The organism is Aeromonas sp. D3 (assembly GCF_027705025.1).
In the GTDB taxonomy this organism is placed as follows: domain Bacteria; phylum Pseudomonadota; class Gammaproteobacteria; order Enterobacterales; family Aeromonadaceae; genus Aeromonas; species Aeromonas salmonicida.
Map to the genome: position 1 here is coordinate 54,749 of NZ_JAPDBE010000003.1, position 14,998 is coordinate 69,746.

At 58.0% G+C, this 14,998-nt stretch carries 22 protein-coding genes; 9 read left to right on the plus strand and 13 right to left on the minus strand.

Annotated elements, in window-relative coordinates; genetic code table 11:
- Positions 1-9 precede the first annotated feature (9 nt).
- The 13 genes from OKC28_RS03075 to OKC28_RS03135 all read right to left on the minus strand — a co-directional run bounded on the left by OKC28_RS03075 (position 10) and on the right by OKC28_RS03135 (position 6,592).
- Positions 10-348 (minus strand): hypothetical protein, encoded by a 339-nt coding sequence (locus tag OKC28_RS03075; protein ID WP_131729895.1) that lies wholly within the window; start codon positions 346-348, stop codon positions 10-12.
- A complete protein-coding gene (locus OKC28_RS03080; RefSeq protein WP_270687291.1) occupies positions 338-2,737 on the minus strand; it encodes a replication endonuclease in 2,400 nt (799 codons plus the stop codon). Before OKC28_RS03080 ends, OKC28_RS03075 begins: the two co-directional genes overlap by 11 nt.
- Positions 2,728-3,177 carry a hypothetical protein gene (locus OKC28_RS03085; RefSeq protein ID WP_270687293.1) on the minus strand — a complete coding sequence of 150 codons (450 nt, stop codon included), beginning with the start codon at positions 3,175-3,177 and terminating at the stop codon, positions 2,728-2,730. The genes OKC28_RS03080 and OKC28_RS03085 overlap by 10 nt, the downstream gene beginning before the upstream one ends.
- Positions 3,177-3,383 carry a hypothetical protein gene (locus tag OKC28_RS03090; protein ID WP_270687295.1) on the minus strand — a complete coding sequence of 69 codons (207 nt, stop codon included), beginning with the start codon at positions 3,381-3,383 and terminating at the stop codon, positions 3,177-3,179. Before OKC28_RS03090 ends, OKC28_RS03085 begins: the two co-directional genes overlap by 1 nt.
- Positions 3,380-3,697, minus strand: coding sequence for a hypothetical protein (locus OKC28_RS03095; RefSeq protein WP_270687298.1), 318 nt, complete (start codon positions 3,695-3,697; stop codon positions 3,380-3,382). The genes OKC28_RS03090 and OKC28_RS03095 overlap by 4 nt, the downstream gene beginning before the upstream one ends.
- On the minus strand, positions 3,694-3,876 hold the full coding sequence (locus OKC28_RS03100) for a hypothetical protein (protein WP_270687300.1): 183 nt from the start codon (positions 3,874-3,876) through the stop codon (positions 3,694-3,696). Before OKC28_RS03100 ends, OKC28_RS03095 begins: the two co-directional genes overlap by 4 nt.
- Positions 3,873-4,049, minus strand: coding sequence for a hypothetical protein (locus OKC28_RS03105; RefSeq protein WP_170921841.1), 177 nt, complete (start codon positions 4,047-4,049; stop codon positions 3,873-3,875). The genes OKC28_RS03100 and OKC28_RS03105 overlap by 4 nt, the downstream gene beginning before the upstream one ends.
- Complete coding sequence (locus OKC28_RS03110; RefSeq protein ID WP_270687302.1) at positions 4,046-4,564, minus strand: hypothetical protein; 519 nt, start codon at positions 4,562-4,564, stop codon at positions 4,046-4,048. Before OKC28_RS03110 ends, OKC28_RS03105 begins: the two co-directional genes overlap by 4 nt.
- A 63-nt stretch (positions 4,565-4,627) precedes the next feature.
- Complete coding sequence (locus OKC28_RS03115; RefSeq protein ID WP_270687304.1) at positions 4,628-5,071, minus strand: hypothetical protein; 444 nt, start codon at positions 5,069-5,071, stop codon at positions 4,628-4,630.
- Positions 5,072-5,085: 14 nt separating this feature from the next.
- Positions 5,086-5,304, minus strand: a complete 219-nt coding sequence (locus tag OKC28_RS03120; RefSeq protein ID WP_256685258.1) for a hypothetical protein — start codon at positions 5,302-5,304, stop codon at positions 5,086-5,088.
- Positions 5,301-5,618, minus strand: coding sequence for an ogr/Delta-like zinc finger family protein (locus OKC28_RS03125; protein ID WP_270687310.1), 318 nt, complete (start codon positions 5,616-5,618; stop codon positions 5,301-5,303). Before OKC28_RS03125 ends, OKC28_RS03120 begins: the two co-directional genes overlap by 4 nt.
- Positions 5,619-5,629: 11 nt before the next feature.
- Positions 5,630-6,145, minus strand: coding sequence for a phage regulatory CII family protein (locus tag OKC28_RS03130; protein WP_270687312.1), 516 nt, complete (start codon positions 6,143-6,145; stop codon positions 5,630-5,632).
- 33 nt (positions 6,146-6,178) lie between these two features.
- Entirely contained in the window at positions 6,179-6,592 is a 414-nt protein-coding gene (locus tag OKC28_RS03135) for a hypothetical protein (RefSeq protein ID WP_212540318.1), read from the minus strand.
- A 153-nt stretch (positions 6,593-6,745) separates the two neighbouring features.
- On the opposite strand from OKC28_RS03135, the gene OKC28_RS03140 reads away from it, so the two are divergent.
- The 9 genes from OKC28_RS03140 (at position 6,746) to OKC28_RS03180 (ending at position 14,971) form a co-directional block, all read left to right on the plus strand.
- Positions 6,746-7,504 carry a S24 family peptidase gene (locus tag OKC28_RS03140; RefSeq protein ID WP_270687317.1) on the plus strand — a complete coding sequence of 253 codons (759 nt, stop codon included), beginning with the start codon at positions 6,746-6,748 and terminating at the stop codon, positions 7,502-7,504.
- An 18-nt stretch (positions 7,505-7,522) separates the two neighbouring features.
- A complete protein-coding gene (locus tag OKC28_RS03145) occupies positions 7,523-8,149 on the plus strand; it encodes a BRCT domain-containing protein (protein WP_270687319.1) in 627 nt (208 codons plus the stop codon).
- A 21-nt stretch (positions 8,150-8,170) separates the two neighbouring features.
- Positions 8,171-8,842, plus strand: coding sequence for a DUF7424 family protein (locus OKC28_RS03150; protein WP_270687321.1), 672 nt, complete (start codon positions 8,171-8,173; stop codon positions 8,840-8,842).
- Positions 8,839-9,885 (plus strand): phage integrase, encoded by a 1,047-nt coding sequence (locus tag OKC28_RS03155; RefSeq protein ID WP_270687323.1) that lies wholly within the window; start codon positions 8,839-8,841, stop codon positions 9,883-9,885. The genes OKC28_RS03150 and OKC28_RS03155 overlap by 4 nt, the downstream gene beginning before the upstream one ends.
- A gap of 109 nt (positions 9,886-9,994) precedes the next feature.
- Complete coding sequence (gene gpt, locus OKC28_RS03160) at positions 9,995-10,462, plus strand: xanthine phosphoribosyltransferase (protein ID WP_005317860.1); 468 nt, start codon at positions 9,995-9,997, stop codon at positions 10,460-10,462.
- A gap of 110 nt (positions 10,463-10,572) precedes the next feature.
- Complete coding sequence (gene frsA, locus OKC28_RS03165; RefSeq protein WP_021139790.1) at positions 10,573-11,841, plus strand: esterase FrsA; 1,269 nt, start codon at positions 10,573-10,575, stop codon at positions 11,839-11,841.
- A 60-nt stretch (positions 11,842-11,901) separates the two neighbouring features.
- Positions 11,902-12,294: a sigma factor-binding protein Crl gene (gene crl / locus OKC28_RS03170; protein ID WP_021139789.1), complete on the plus strand. Its 393-nt coding sequence runs from the start codon at positions 11,902-11,904 to the stop codon at positions 12,292-12,294.
- 222 nt (positions 12,295-12,516) lie between these two features.
- Complete coding sequence (gene proB / locus OKC28_RS03175) at positions 12,517-13,620, plus strand: glutamate 5-kinase (protein WP_011898405.1); 1,104 nt, start codon at positions 12,517-12,519, stop codon at positions 13,618-13,620.
- A gap of 97 nt (positions 13,621-13,717) precedes the next feature.
- Entirely contained in the window at positions 13,718-14,971 is a 1,254-nt protein-coding gene (locus OKC28_RS03180; RefSeq protein ID WP_131729567.1) for a glutamate-5-semialdehyde dehydrogenase, read from the plus strand.
- The last annotated feature ends 27 nt before the right edge of the window (positions 14,972-14,998 follow it).

Below are 14,998 nucleotides of genomic sequence, written 5' to 3' on the forward strand. Positions count from 1 at the left end.
GCAGCTATTTCACCACCACTTGTCTTCGTCTACTTTTTGCCAGATGGCGCGTTTGAACTCCGCATCGCTCAGATTACCTTGGCTCATCGGGGGCTCATCAATCCAGCGAGTCAACGCACTGAACTCATCATAGGGAACCACAGGGGAGTGATGGGCACCCGGTGAGGTTTGGTGATGCTGTCTTTGGAGCAGGACAGCCGCATAGGCACGCTCACCAGGCGTGAGCATGTTAAGCCAGGTATCAATCTCATGTTGAGGCCAATACCGCTCCAGGATGAGCCTGCAGCGCTTCTCGATGGCTTCGCTGCCATGTAGCTGGGGTGTGTAGGACGTTTGCTTATTGCTCATCTGCTCTTTCCTCCATAGCCAGCGCCTTGATATGTGGCTTCATACTGGGCAGAAATTCCCGAACCTCTTCGGATGAAGGCGGGTTGATAGCGGCATCCGTTACCCAATCGATAGACTTGCGCAGTTCGTCAAAGGCGATCTCGAAATCAGCATCCGACAAATTCTTCCCAAATGCCAGACTCCCGTGAGTCAGAACAGCACTGCGTACCCGCATTCTGAGCTGTTCCTGGCGTAATGCCTCTGCATCATCAAAGGCTTTTTCAACCTCAGCATCAACTACTCTCAGCATCTGTTTGCTGCAGTGCGCCGGTGCGCCGGTTGCCCCCGGCCAGTGACGGGTCACAATCAGCCGATCGCTGACCAGGCGCACGTACTGGCCACCGGCATTGATGATGCTGCCGTGTTGCAGCAGGGCGGCGTTGCTCGCATCAAGACCCATTCGGCTCAACTCTTTAGCCAGAGTGGATCCTTTAACCCCTGATTTGGATCCTTCCGTACAGTTATTGAAAGAACTCCAAGGGGCGCAGCTGCCGCTGCTCAAGGTCAACTCGCTGCGCTCGCCCACTGCATGCTCGCGCTGCTCGCCCAAACCCGACACCGCAGCCCCCTTGCGCACTATCTGCCAGCCTTCGGTGCGGGTGACGGCCGTGGTCATGCCAACGTCGGTGATCAGCCCCAGCAGCTTGATCACATCCTCTCCGTATTTGTTGGCGGCTTCGTCCATGCGCTTGGAGAGGCGGATCAGGTGCTCTTTGCGTGGGGCATCAATGCCTCCCATGGCGTTGATGAAGTCGCCCCAGCGGGCGTTTCTAGCCGCGTGGCGGGCTAATTCCAGCACACAGTCCCATTCGATTACGTCTTCACCTAGGCGGCGCAGCTCGCGCCACACGCTCACAGCAGGACCGCCGATCTGCTGAAACTGGCGGATGCGCCAGCAACTGGCCCAAGCGGCCACGGCGATGGTGGTGTGGTCAACGGGGGCCTCGGCCTCGTAATCCATCCCCACGGCATGGCCGTCAATGTTCTTGGCGATGTATTTGGCGATATAGCCGGTGGCGCTGCCCTTGGTCGGGTCTATCTCTTTCCAGTTCACCCTGGGGTTGATGGCTTTGATGGTCTGCTTATCAGTGATGTCGAGCAGGCTCTTGATGTGCGGCAACTTGTTACGGATGCGCGACTGGGCCAAAGCGTTCAGCTCGGCACCGTTGGGCATTTTCAGCTCGTCCCGTTCGGCCGCGGTGAAGTGGAAGGCCAGCAGGGTCAGAAAAACGTGCTGATGTTCCGGGTTGATGAACAGCAGGCAGTGCCAGTGCGGGGTGGCGTCGTGGTGCGGCTCCACTACTCGAAAGCCAAAGGCCCCGACCTTTTCCCGCGCCAGCGCGGCACGAAAGCGGGCCCACTGTTTGCACAGCAGGCGGTTTGTCTCGGTCGGGGTGGCGTTGTTGAAGTCTTCGTTCTGGTAGGTCTTGGACTTGTCCTGTTTACCCACCCGCCAGGCGTGATAGCTGGATGGAGCGGTCAGGGTCAGGAACAGGCCCAGTTTGCCCTGCTCCTGCGCCATATCCTCAAAGCCGCGCATGCGCACCATCAGCTCATGACGGCGGATCTCGGGGTTGGCCACGGATGCCATGATGGCGTCCGTCAGATCGATCTCTTGCCCCAGCTCTTCGTTGACGGCGCTCATGTTCTCCATCCATGCCCGCTGGGCCGCCTTGCGCTGGGTGAACTCGCGCACGGCGTGGGCGCTGGCGTAGGGGCTGACCCCTTTGCGCACCTGGCCGGTGAGGATGGCGATCAGCTCGCAGTAGATGGCCCAGGCGCGGTTGATCTTGCGCAGCCACCAGGACTCATCGAGCAGGCGAACCAGCAGGCTGGCGGCGGCTCCTTCGAACTTGTCCACGGCAGGGGCCAGATTGTCCCGCTCTGCGTCGGTCAGCGGTCTTTCCAGCAGGCGCTCGGCGTGGGTGCGGGGGTGAACCGGCAAGGCGGGGCAGAAGTGCCACGCCTGCGCCTGAGCGCCAAGGTCAGCCAGCAGCTCAGTAGCGGTGCGCTCGTTGGCTCCGCTGTTCAGCAGTTGCTGGCAGCGGCGCGCCCACTCGGCGGCGACCAGTTCGCGGCGCATGTCGTTGCGCAGGTCGACCACCGGGATCGGGAACCGGCTTTGCGCAGCGGCGCACACGTCAACGATGCGGCGCAGCCAGACATTGGCGGTTTTCGGGTTGGCGGGGTAGCGGTGCAGGTAGGTCTTGGCCAGCGGCTTGGCAACGTGCCACTCGACGCGGGCCAGTTGCTCGGCAGCGCCGGCCATATTGATGGCATGGTGGCCGACCAGGTAGTGCTGTGGCAGCTGGATGCCCTGCAGGTTGTTGATGGGTTCGTTCACTTGCACACCCCGCACTTGCCGTTCACATACTCGTTGGGTTGCAGGTAGCGGCCGCACTGGGTGCAGGTCGGTACCATGTCGAGGGTTGCCAGCCGATCAGACCAGCAGGTGGTCTCGCAGAAAAACAGGCTGGTCATGCGGCTGCCGGACAGGATGACCGGGCGTACATGGCTGAAATCGCCGCAGCAGCTGCAAAGCATCGAGGGGCGGGCAGCAGGGGCAGCCTTCACCACGGTTTCACTGGCGGCGCGGGCCAGCGGCCAGCAGGTTTCGACGCAGTAGGGGTAAGACCGGCGACCGTGGCGGCCAGCTACCGGCATGCACACGGCGGTCTGCTTGCACTTGGTGCAGGGCTCCAGGGTGACCATTTGTACGGCGGAAAGGCTGTTTGCAGGGCGCAGGGCGCCCAAAGCCGGGGCAAGCCCGGCTGGTTTTTGGTGGGTCATTAGATGGCGCCTCCGTTGTATGACTGGCGCAGACGGGCGGCAGATTGGCGCTCGCAGCGGCGGGCCGCGCGCACCATGTTCAGCAGGGTTTTGATATAGCTGTGGGGGCGGCAGGGACGGCGACGGGCATCCAGCAATTCGAGTTGGTATTCCCGGCGGCGCGCTGCGTCGTTCAACATGGCATCAAGCCAGAAGTCGTGGATCATTTGATGGTCTCCCCCAGTCCGTGGAGTGGCTCGCACTCGGCCCACCACTCGGCGATCTCCTTGGCCAGTGCGACCTCGGCAGCGCCCAGCGCCAGCCAATACACGGCGCGGATGGCGCCCAGGGCCAGCAACTCCTGGGCGATGTTGCGGTTTCGGCGGGCATCACTGCCCGAGGTGTTGAACTCCTCCTGCGCTGCTTCCCAGTGCTTGGTCAGTGGGCTGACCGGCGCCGGTGGTTGCATATGGGCGGGGCCCGCCTCTGTGGTGCCCAGCGCATCTTGCGGGGCTTCGAGTTCGAACAGGTCGTCAGTCACTGTGCACCCCCTTCGACTTGGCTGTAATCCGGCTCGTCAATGGCGACATGGCCAGCCTCTACACGGATGGAGATCCCCAGTTCGCCGCAGCAGCAGAGCGGGGCAGTGGGTACCAGGCGCGCTTCGTTCTCGGCTATCCACTGTTTCAGGCAGGCCAGGGTCATGATGGTCTTGCTCATGCTGCGACTCCTTCCAGTACACAGGCGCGGCCAGAGGCCAGGGTTTCGATACGGGCGGCGTGACGCTGGCCTCTGAGCCAGTGACCGCGCACTTTGATGTAGCCATGGCGCACCAGGTAGGCGACGGCATCGGCAGGGGATTGGGCGGTGTGCTTGCTGGTGATGGCGATCATTGGGCACCGCCTTTCAGTGCATGGGCAAAGGGCGGCTGGAATACCACGGTGCTGTCTGGGCAGCTGGCCATATCCATGCCGATGATGTGCGGGCCGTCCATAAACGGCATGTCACCATCAGCCAACGGCTCGACTTCAACCGCTGGCGGCATGAATACCAGCCCCTGCTCATCGTCCTGCCATGTAAAGCAGCCCTTGGCATCGGTAAACAGCCATTCGTCGGCGGCTTGAGGGTTGGCGATGGCGAACTCGTTGAACAGCTTGAGGAAAGCGAGATCCCCGGATGGAGTGCTGCCAACCAGCACCGGCGGCCGCTGGCCACCCTGCAGGATCTCGAGGCGCTTGGTCAGCTCGGCGTAGATGTCGAGCAGGGCCAGCTCGTCGGCCAGTTCGGCCAGCGCCTCAAGGCTCGCCTCAATGGCGAGGCTGTGGCAGGCCCCGAGCTGGGGGCGGTGGGTATTAATGAGGCTGTTCGCGACTTTGCGGATCGCCTGTTCTGCTGTAAGATTGTTCATGAGGTTTACCTCGCTGATTGATTGAAAGCCCCGCTGGTGCGCCAACACCGATAGCGGGGTTTTTTATTGGCCGTTTCCGGCCACCTTTTTCATTACCGCTCTGCGGCTTTCCAAAATGCTGGCCTGCTCGTTGAGCTCAGCCCGGCGCTTGTCTTCGTGTTCTGCCTGCTCCTGTTCGCTACGGCTTGGCCCTTCAATGCGGCGGGTGGTGCGGTGCCATTCGCGGCGGTGCAACACTGACCCGTCGAATTCCCGCAGGGTGGCCAGCAGGTCGCCCAGGGCGAGGCGGATCGCCTCTTGTTGTTCAAAGTCGAGCTGGTCCAGCTCCTGCCCGGCTGTGGTGGTTGATATACCGGCCGCATAACAGATGACTGAACGGGCCTTGGTTGGCAGGCGTGACCAGCGGCTGGCCGCCCCATTGCGGCCGAACTGGGCGCGCAGATCTGCCAGTGCCTTTTCGCGGGCGCTGGGTTGCTGAACGAGCTCGATTACCTGTGCTGTGTTCATGGGGTGGCCCTCTCTTATGCCTGCAGCAGCTTGGTCAGCCAGTGCGGGCGGGGTTGTTGGCGTGGCGTAAAGCGCAGGGCGCCACGACGGCCTTGGCAATCTTCCAAATAACTGCCATCACAACGGGTGGTGTTGCGCATTACCGGCTCGTCGCAATCGCTCACGACAGTGGCGCGGGTGAACAACAGGAACGGCAGCGGGATCAGCCCCGGCTGCTCGGCGCGAAGTTTCATGCTTTCTCCTTGGTCTTGTTGCGCACTTCCTCTACCGCTTTGAAGGGGTGGATGGTTGAACGGAACGGGGCTACATCCTTGAAGTTGACCCCCGGTTCCCAGTGGCGACCGACGCCATTGAGCTTTTGCAGGTTGATGGCGGGGTTGGGGGTGGCGCTGGCAACGAAATACCCCGTCACCTCGACGCCGACCTGAAATACAAATCCGCAATCGTCGTTGTTGCAGCGGCAGCGCAGGATCCCCGTGAGCGGACTCATGCGGTTGGTGCTTCTGATATGGCTGCGAGAACCGCAATGCGGACACGGAAATCTCATGGTCTGGTCTCCTATGCGCCGAGGGCTGCGCGGGCCATATCGGCAGCACACGCAAGACCAGGGACGGCTTGAAATTTGTTTTCGACTTCGGTGGCGATCAGCACCAGGTGCTCGATGCCTGCCCAGATGCCGGTGACGACGGTGTTTCTGTGGGATTTGGTGACGCGGTCACCGGCGAGGATGGTGGTTGCCTGGGCAGTGACGCCCATGATCTGGGCGCTGGCGTTGAGCGCCTGCTGGGCGCGAGCCTCTGGGGCGGCGGTAGCAGCGGCGGGCAGGCGAACGGCAGTCAGGCCGCAATCAAACAGCAGGCCATCAAACAGGGTGTCGTCACCGGTGGCGTGGTAGAGGGCGATCAAGTCTTGGGCGGTCAGGTTGTGCCGCTCACACGCCGGATTGAATTTGTTGTGAAGCACGTGGCTGGTCATGCCGATGGCATCTGCCAGCTGGCTGATGTTGTGCGCCTGTTTGAACAGGTCGCAGGCCCCGGCAAAATGGCTGTGTGAGTGAGTGCGTTGGTTTGACACTTTATCCCCCTGTGCTCAATCGCTACCGTTAGGTCAGGCAGCAGCGCGTTGCGCTGACTTTTTGGTAGCGGCTTTGGCTACGCGATGACTGGAGTTCTCATGAACAAACTTGAAGTAGTTCGACGGCTCCTTGGTCATTTCGCGCCAGCGCTGCAGGTTGACCCACGGCTTATCACCAGGACGCAGCTTGGGAACGATGGGCAAGCGGCCATCGCTGATCATGTCTTGCGCGGTGCGCAGGGGCAGATCGAACTTGAGTTCGTCACGCAGCATGGTCAGGAAGGCATCGAGCGGGATGGCCGGCAGCATAGAGAGCGCCAGGCCTTGCTTGATGGTTTCCAGCTGGCGCAGCACTTCTGCCAGCGGGTCAACTTGCGGTTGAACAGCGTCACCTATCGGTGCAGCTTGCGCCCCTAAAGGCTGTTTTTCGGTGTCACGTTGCGTCATACTGCGCCCCTATGCGTTTACTTTTTACCTGTGGACAGAAAAGCACTCATAACCCCGACGATTGGTATGCTTTACTGATTTTAAGTAAGAGTATCCGCTGATGCGATATCGCGCAACCTAAAAGTGTGAGTTTGTGATTAGAGGTATATTTCTATGGAGATTCTTAACGCTACAGCCTTTGACCTTGAAGCGTTTTCTAAGCGAATGAAGCAGCTAGTAGGAAGAGAGACCTACAGTTCTTTTGGTCGACGGGTTGGTGTTAGTGATGCCGTCGTCAGGAAGTATTGCCTTGGTGAAACCATGCCATCCGTGGCGCTGGTGTCCCAAATCGCAGGGAACGATCCGGCTCTCTTTGTCTGGTTGTGCATGGGGATCGGTGAGGTTCCTGAGCAGATCGCAACATCCCCTATCAGCAAACTTACTGCTGACACTGACGGTCAGAACCATGACAACAAGGTTCTGAACGATTCACATGCTGCATATCGAGCCAATGCCGAAGACATCACCCTAATTGATAGCTATCACGTGTTTGCATCGGCTGGGTATGGTTCAGTGATCGCGGATGAGTTGAAGCTGGCTCCCGAACCTTTCAGAACTGATGAGTTGAAAGAGGATGGCCTTAAACCTGAGCGGTTGGCCATCATCCGAGCAAAGGGCGATTCGATGGAGCCCACCATCAGTAACAACGAGAAGATTCTGATCAGCCTGTGCAATGGAGAGTCCTTGCGCGATGGCATCTATGTACTGCGAATCGGTGACAGCCTGCTGGTAAAGCGAATTCAATTTGACCCTTTCGGGGGCCTCAAAATAATTTCTGACAACCCTGTTTATGGTGAGCAGGTCGTCACAAAAGAACAGCGCCAAGATGTTCATATTGTTGGTCGAGTTGTTCGGGTAGGTAAAAAATTCTGATATAGCAGGGGGCTAACCGTGTTTGATCTGTATTCTGCCGAGTCAATTATCTATCAAGGCACTGAGCTGCCAGTTTTCAATCTCCTCTACATGAGCAACAAAGGGGTTATCTCTGCCAAGCGAGTGGCGGCATATCACTCTGACCCTGTGCGCCAACTGGTGTACGGCATGCAGATGACGATTGCGACCGATGATGATGACGTTGCGATGTCATTTGAGTTGCCCACGTTTGTCTCTTTGCGAACCGATAGAGTGCTTGATGTATTTGCGACCCAAGAGGAAGCGGCCGCAGCCTTCGAACAGGTCAGCAACCTGTATGCAGACCGGATTCAGCAAATCAAGTCTGACCCCAGTTATCGCGGCCCCAAGCTGGATAAGCCGATCGATGATTATTCATTCAAGGTGTGTTTCACCGGATTCAGCAAGGTCGATAAAGCCGGGTTAACCGAACTGGCAGAAAGCGCAGGAATGAAGGTGGCCACCGGCGTATCTGCCTCGCTCGATTTTCTGTGCTGTGGTGACAATGCTGGATGGTCGAAGATGAAGAAAGCCAATGAGCTCGGGGTGCCATTGGTACGCGATGAGCAAATCAGGCTACTTGTTGAAACCGGTGAACTTCCTGAGTCTTATAGCGAGTCACGCTAATATTGAATTTGTGAGGATGTGATGAAACTTCCAATACTTCTTGCTTTTCCATTCATTATTTTTGGTTGTAAAACTCAACTGATGGCTGATGTAAACGTCAGCGATCTCAACAACACCAATTTGCAGAATGGCGCTGCCAGTCTCCTCGTTGAAGTGGCATCCTGTAACTCATATGAGGACTCGCGAAATCCTTCTTCTTCTGTGATAGAGGCTCAAAAGACTGTTCCACAGTTAATCGATGGCGCCGAGTATCAAGAGTGCTTTACGCAAAAGATGGATAGCTATGTGATGTTTTCCATACCTATACAGATTGGGAAATTTAAGTCAGAGGATGATTTCAAAACCAAGGGTATAAAAATCTATTCTTATGATGGCGATGATGCAGTTCTTGGCATCCGTATCCCCAAAAGCATCAGAGACAACCTCGAGAAACATAACAAGCAGGATTTCCAGACCAATAAAATACAGCTTGAATCAGCCATCATCGTAGTCAATCTGTTAAATGACACAAAAAACAAGGTGAAATTCAACGTATTCAAAGCGTTCATTGATGGCAAACCAATGTCTTTTGTTCCTTTGGAACTGCCGCCCTCAGGGAGGACCCAGATAACATTATCCAATATTGATGCCGCCACACTGTTTTATCCAAATGATCATGGTGGCCAAGGTTTTGTTAACGTTTTATTCAAATGACCGTCCGCAAACTCGACGACGGCAAGCCGCGGCTCTGGCTTGCCGAAGTCTATCCCCAAGGCCGTGATGGCCCTCGCAAGCGCAAGCGGTTCGCCACCAAGGGCGAGGCGCAGGTCTGGGAGAAGTGGTTGCTTGAAGAGAGCAATAGCAACCCTTGGCTGACGACCAACAAGGTCGCGGAAGATAAGCGCCATCTGTCAGACGTCATCGAGCAGTGGTATCGCCTGCATGGGCAGACGTTGGCCGCAGCCACACAGGTTCATCGCAAACTGACCTTGATGACCGAGGCCATGGGGAACCCGCTGGCGGTGGAGTTCAGCAAGAACCATTTCGCGGCATATCGTGAAGGGCGCTTGAGTGGACAGATCATCTTCCCTGGGCGGTGCTGGGATAGAGCCGCTGGGGTGGTGACGATCAACAACGAGCAGCGTTTGCTCCACGCCGTCTTTGGCGAGCTGATCCGGCTGGAAGAGTGGCCATATCCCCATCCGCTGGTCGGGTTACGGCTGTTCAAGACACAAGAAAGTGAGATGTCTTATCTCACCAAGAGTGAAATCGACCTGTTACTCAAGTCGTGCGCCAACTCCCGCGTGCCGGAGCTGACCATGGTGGTAATGCTCTGCCTATCGACCGGGGCCCGATGGTCGGAGGTTCAAGGGCTAACACGCGCCCAGGTGAGCAAATACCGGCTGACGTTCACCCAGACCAAGAGCAAGCGGAATCGGTCAGTCCCTATCTCGCCCGAGTTATATGGGAAGATCCCCAAGCAGGCGCGGGCCGATGGGAAATTGTTCCCGCCATGCTATGACGCATTTGAATATGCTGCTGAAAAATCAGGCGTTACCTTGCCAACGGGTCAACTTTCTCATGTGCTGAGGCATACGTTTGCCAGCCATTTCATGATGAATGGTGGTAACATCCTCGTCCTACAGCGCATCCTCGGTCACAGCTCCATTACGATGACCATGAGATACGCCCATTTTGCCCCCGAACACCTCGATGACGCAGTCAGACTTAACCCCCTGACTAACCCATTTTCATAGGTAAAAAATGGCGGCGAAATGGCGGCAGAGTTCCGTAAGCATTGCACTTTACCGCGCAGCGTTGCGCACTAACCCTTTGTTTTAACTGTAAGCTATTGAGTTATTTACTATGCCTAAAAAATTCTACGTCTCATGGGATAACCTGCAACGTGAAGCGCGCCGTCTGGCCCGTCGTCAACTGCCTGTCAGCCAGTGGAAAGGGATCATAGCGGTTAGCCGTGGTGGTCTGGTGCCCGCCGCGCTGATGGCTCGCGAACTTGGCATCCGTAATGTCGAAACCCTGTGCATCTCCAGCTATGACCACAACAACCAGCGTGATCTGGTGGTGGTGAAGGCTGCCACCACCGCAGGTGATGGTGAAGGCTGGCTGGTGGTGGATGATCTGGTGGATACCGGTGGCACTGCCAAGGCAATCCGCGATCTCTATCCCAAAGCCAAGTTCATCACCATCTTCGCCAAGCCGATGGGTGAGCCGCTGGTGGATGATTTCGAGGTCGCCATTCCGCAAGACACCTGGATTGAGCAGCCATGGGATATGGCGCTGGAATTCGCCCATCCAATCTGCGACGAAGAGTAATCACCACACAGGGCTCCCATCCGGAGCCCTGTTTTTTTGTGGTGTAACTGGCTGCCTGGCGTGAAAAGTGGTTAAGATGGGACCACTGCCTGACAGTATGAGTAATTGCTTTGGACTTGAATGATGACCTTAACCTGACCGAAAAGCTTTTCACCCGGGTAAAGAAGGTGCTGGAGACGTCTGAAATCTCCAACAGCAGCCCGGTGGAAGAGCAAGATGCCAATCTGGACGAGACCTTTATCGACGGCTCCATGTCGTCACACTGGTACCGTCTGCTGCGCCGACCCACCTGGGCCTGGCAGGGGGCGGATCCGGTCGAAGTGGAACAGACCCTGGCCTGCATCGCCATGGGAAAGGGTGAGCGCACCCACGAGCGTTACCTGGATACCATCAAGGGATATGTGCCTGGAAACTGGATCTACGAGTGGAGTCTGCTGGCTGGCAGTTACTTCAAGCAGGGGCGGGCACTCGCGGAGCAAGGTGACTCGGCGGCAGCCCTCAAAGATCTGCTCAAGGCGGTACGTTACTACTCCATCGCCAGCTATCCCCATCTCAAGAATGACGAGCTGGCCGATCAGGCTCAGCTGCTCTGCAACATGGCTTACCGCGAGGCTGGCCGTCTGTTCAAGGTCCCCCTCAAAGAGATACAGGTGCCATTTCGTGGCAAGAGCATTCAGGGCTATCTGCATCTGCCGACCATCGACAAACCCGTGCCTCTGGTCATCGTCAGCGGTGGCATAGACTCCTTGCAGGTCGATTTCCTCAGCCTTTACCTCAAGTATCTGGAACCCAACGGCATCGGCATGTTGTCGCTGGATATGCCGGGCATCGGCTATGCCGAACACTGGCCGCTGGTGCAGGACACCAGTCGCCTGCATCAGGCAGTGTTGAACCATCTTTCCGAGGTTGCCTGGGTCGATCATCAGCGCATCGCCATGGTGGGCTTTCGTCTGGCGGGCAATGTGGCGGCACGGCTGGCCTTCATCGAACCGTTCAAACTCAGAACCGTCATCTGCATCGGTGCCGGCGTCAATCAGGTGTTCACCAATCAGGAGATGTTTGCCCGCTGCCCGCGCATGATGCGCGACGGACTGGCGAACCGCCTTGGGGCCGATGCGGCTCAGTGGGAGTTGCTGCGCACCAAGTGCCAAGTATTTTCACTCAAGACGCAAGGATTACTGGGGACTCGCACTTCCGTGCCGATATTAAGTATCGGACACAAGAAGGATTTTATTTGCCCCGAGCAAGATGTACGGGCGTTGGCAGCCGCCAGCCACAATGGCAAGGCGGTGGTGTTCGACAAACAACCCTTGCTGGAGGTGTACGACGAGGCATTGAAAGAGATGATCGACTGGCTTAAAAAACACCTATGCACATGATTTAGCGCTAAAAACATAACGTCACCCAGGTGATGTGGCTTGTTCAACAGGGAGGTTAACATGTCAGAAAGAGTGACCTACAAGCGACTGCTGAGGCAGTTTGCCGCGATCGGCCCCTATTTACGTGAGGACCTGTGTGAAGAGGGCCGTTACCGTTTCGACTGTCTTTCCGTCTGTGTCAGTGCCAAGCCGGCACCGGACAAGCGGGAGTTCTGGGGTTGGTGGATGGTGCTGGAACAGCAGGATCGCAGCTTCAGTTATCACTATCAGGTCGGTTTCTACAATGCAGAAGGGGAGTGGATCAACAAGCCGCTGCCCAAAAAGCACCAGGCAGAAGTCGAGCGAACCCTCAACCGCTTCTACAAGCTCATCAGTGACAAGCTCACCTTGCTGGAGTGCCAGCTTGCCCCTGCCGAGCAGGTGACCAACGAGCTGGCGGTCACCGCCGCCTGATGATCTGATGCCCTGCGAGTTGTCCATTCACTCGCAGGGCCATCTTTTCCACACGGCTTTCCTCTACCCCCACTCTCTCTTGAGTCCTGGTTCATGCCGTTGCAAGACAAGCATGCCTGACCCCTTCCTTTATCCGAGCACAGCTCGCGGGCTTAATTGCCTTGCAGGGCAACAGGGCCGTGGGTATAAAGGGATTCCTAATTTTTCAGCCTTCTTGCTCCCATGGAAAACAGAACCATAGTCGTCAAACTGGGCACCAGCGTGCTCACAGGGGGATCTTCCCAGCTTAACCGTGCCCACATGGTGGAGCTGGTCAGACAGTGTGCCGCCTTGCATCGTCACGGCCATAGAGTCGTGGTGGTCACCTCGGGGGCCATTGCCGCCGGGCGTGAACATCTGGGCCACCCTCCGCTGGCGCCGACTCTGCCCAACAAGCAGATGCTGGCGGCGGTAGGCCAGACCCAGCTCATCCGGGTATGGCAGGACTTGTTCAACCTCTATGGGCTGCATATCGGTCAGATGTTGCTGACCCGCGCCGATCTGGAGGACAGGGAACGTTACCTCAACGCTCGCGATACGCTGCGAACCCTGCTCGATCATCGCATCATTCCCGTCATCAACGAGAACGACGCCGTGGCAACCGCCGAGATCAAGGTGGGGGACAACGACAACCTCTCGGCTCGTGCCGCCATCCTGGCTGATGCCGATCTGCTGATCCTGCTGACCGATCAGACGGGTTTGTTCACCGCCGATCCGCGCAGCAACCCTGATGCACAATTGATAGAAGAGGTGCAGACCATAGACGACACGCTGCGCAAGTTGGCGGGGGGCAGTGTCGGCGGGCTCGGCACTGGCGGCATGGCAACCAAGCTGCAGGCGGCCGACGTGGCGCGCCGTGCCGGGGTCAAGGTGGTGATCGCTACCGGCCAGATGCCTGAGGTGATCGGTCGTCTCGCCAGAGGTGAGCGTATCGGAACCCTGTTCCCGGCGCTCGCTTCCCCGCTGGAAGGACGCAAGAGCTGGATTTTGGCCGGTCCGCCCCCGCACGGTGAAGTCCAGGTCGATCAAGGCGCTGTTGCCGCCATGCAGGACAAAGGCTCCAGCCTGCTGCCCAAGGGCATAGTCTCCGTGAAGGGCGACTTCGTCCGGGGCGACGTGGTGCGCATTCTCGACCCCAAAGGCGTCGAGCTGGCGCGGGGCATCTGTCGCTATGATCACGTCGAGCTCAACAAGCTGCGCGGCGTGCATTCGGACAGCATCGAGCAGGTATTGGGTTACGGCTATGGGGCCGTGGCCATTCACAGAGATGATATGGTACTGCTCTAAGGCCGTTCGATAGAACGGGATAAATGGTCCATTCGCAGAGACGATATGGTACTGCTCCAGGGTGGTACCCAGAGTCGAGAGACAAAGGGATTAGGTTATGAGTCTGGAAAAAATGGGGCAGGCGGCCCGTGAAGCCGCCTATCAGCTGGCGACCATCAGTACGGCGCAGAAAAACCGGGCGCTGGCTGCCATTGCCGACGAGCTGGAAGCACGCAGCAGTCAGATCCTGGCTGCCAACGACAAGGATATTGCGGCAGGCCGTGAGGCAGGCCTCTCCGAAGCCATGCTGGATCGCTTGCTGCTAAACCCGGCACGCCTTGCCGGGATAGTGGCCGATGTGCGCAAGGTGATCACCCTGGATGATCCGGTTGGTGCCGAGATAGATTGCCGGGTGCTGGAAAACGGCCTGCGCCTCTCCCGCCGTCGGGTGCCCATCGGCGTCATCGGCGTCATTTACGAGGCGCGCCCCAATGTGACCATAGATATCGCCAGTCTCTGCCTCAAGACAGGCAACGCCAGCATACTGCGTGGCGGTCGCGAGACCTTCCACTCCAATCTGGAACTGGTGCGGGTGATCCAGGCCGCGCTGGCTGCGTCCGGCTTGCCTGCCGAAGCGGTACAGTACATCGACAATCCGGATCGGGCGCTGGTGGGCGAGCTGCTGCGTCTCGATCGCTATGTGGACATGATCATCCCCCGTGGCGGCGCCGGGTTGCACAAGATGTGCAAGGAGAACAGCTCCATCCCCGTCATCATCGGTGGTTTTGGCATCAGCCATGTCTTCGTGGACGAGAGTGCCGATCCGGTGCGCTCATTGGCGGTCATCGAAAATGCCAAGGTGCAGCGCCCCTCGGCCTGCAATGCCCTCGATACCCTGCTGGTGCATGAGAAAATTGCGGCGAGCTTTTTGCCGCAGCTGGTCCGCCTGATGAACGAGCGCCAGGTGACCCTGGTGGCCGCTCCCAACGCCATGTCACTGCTGGCTGGTGCCGACAACCTGTGCGAAGCAGGCCCGGAAGACTTCGATACCGAGTGGCTGGGGTTGACCCTGGGGATCAAGCTGGTGGCGGACGTGAACGAAGCGCTGGCCCACATGCGCGAGCACAATGCCGGTCACTCCGATGCCATCCTCACCAATGATCTCGCCAATGCGGAGCGTTTTGTGAACGGCGCCGGTTCGGCTGCTGTCTACGTCAACGCCTCCACCCGTTTCACCGACGGTGGCCAGTTTGGCCTGGGTGCCGAGGTGGCGGTGTCGACCCAGATGCTGCATGCCCGCGGCCCCATGGGGTTGACCGAGCTGACCAGCTACAAATGGGTGGGATTGGCGGACTATCTGATCCGCGCCTGATAGCACAACCAGAACGCATTGCATGAT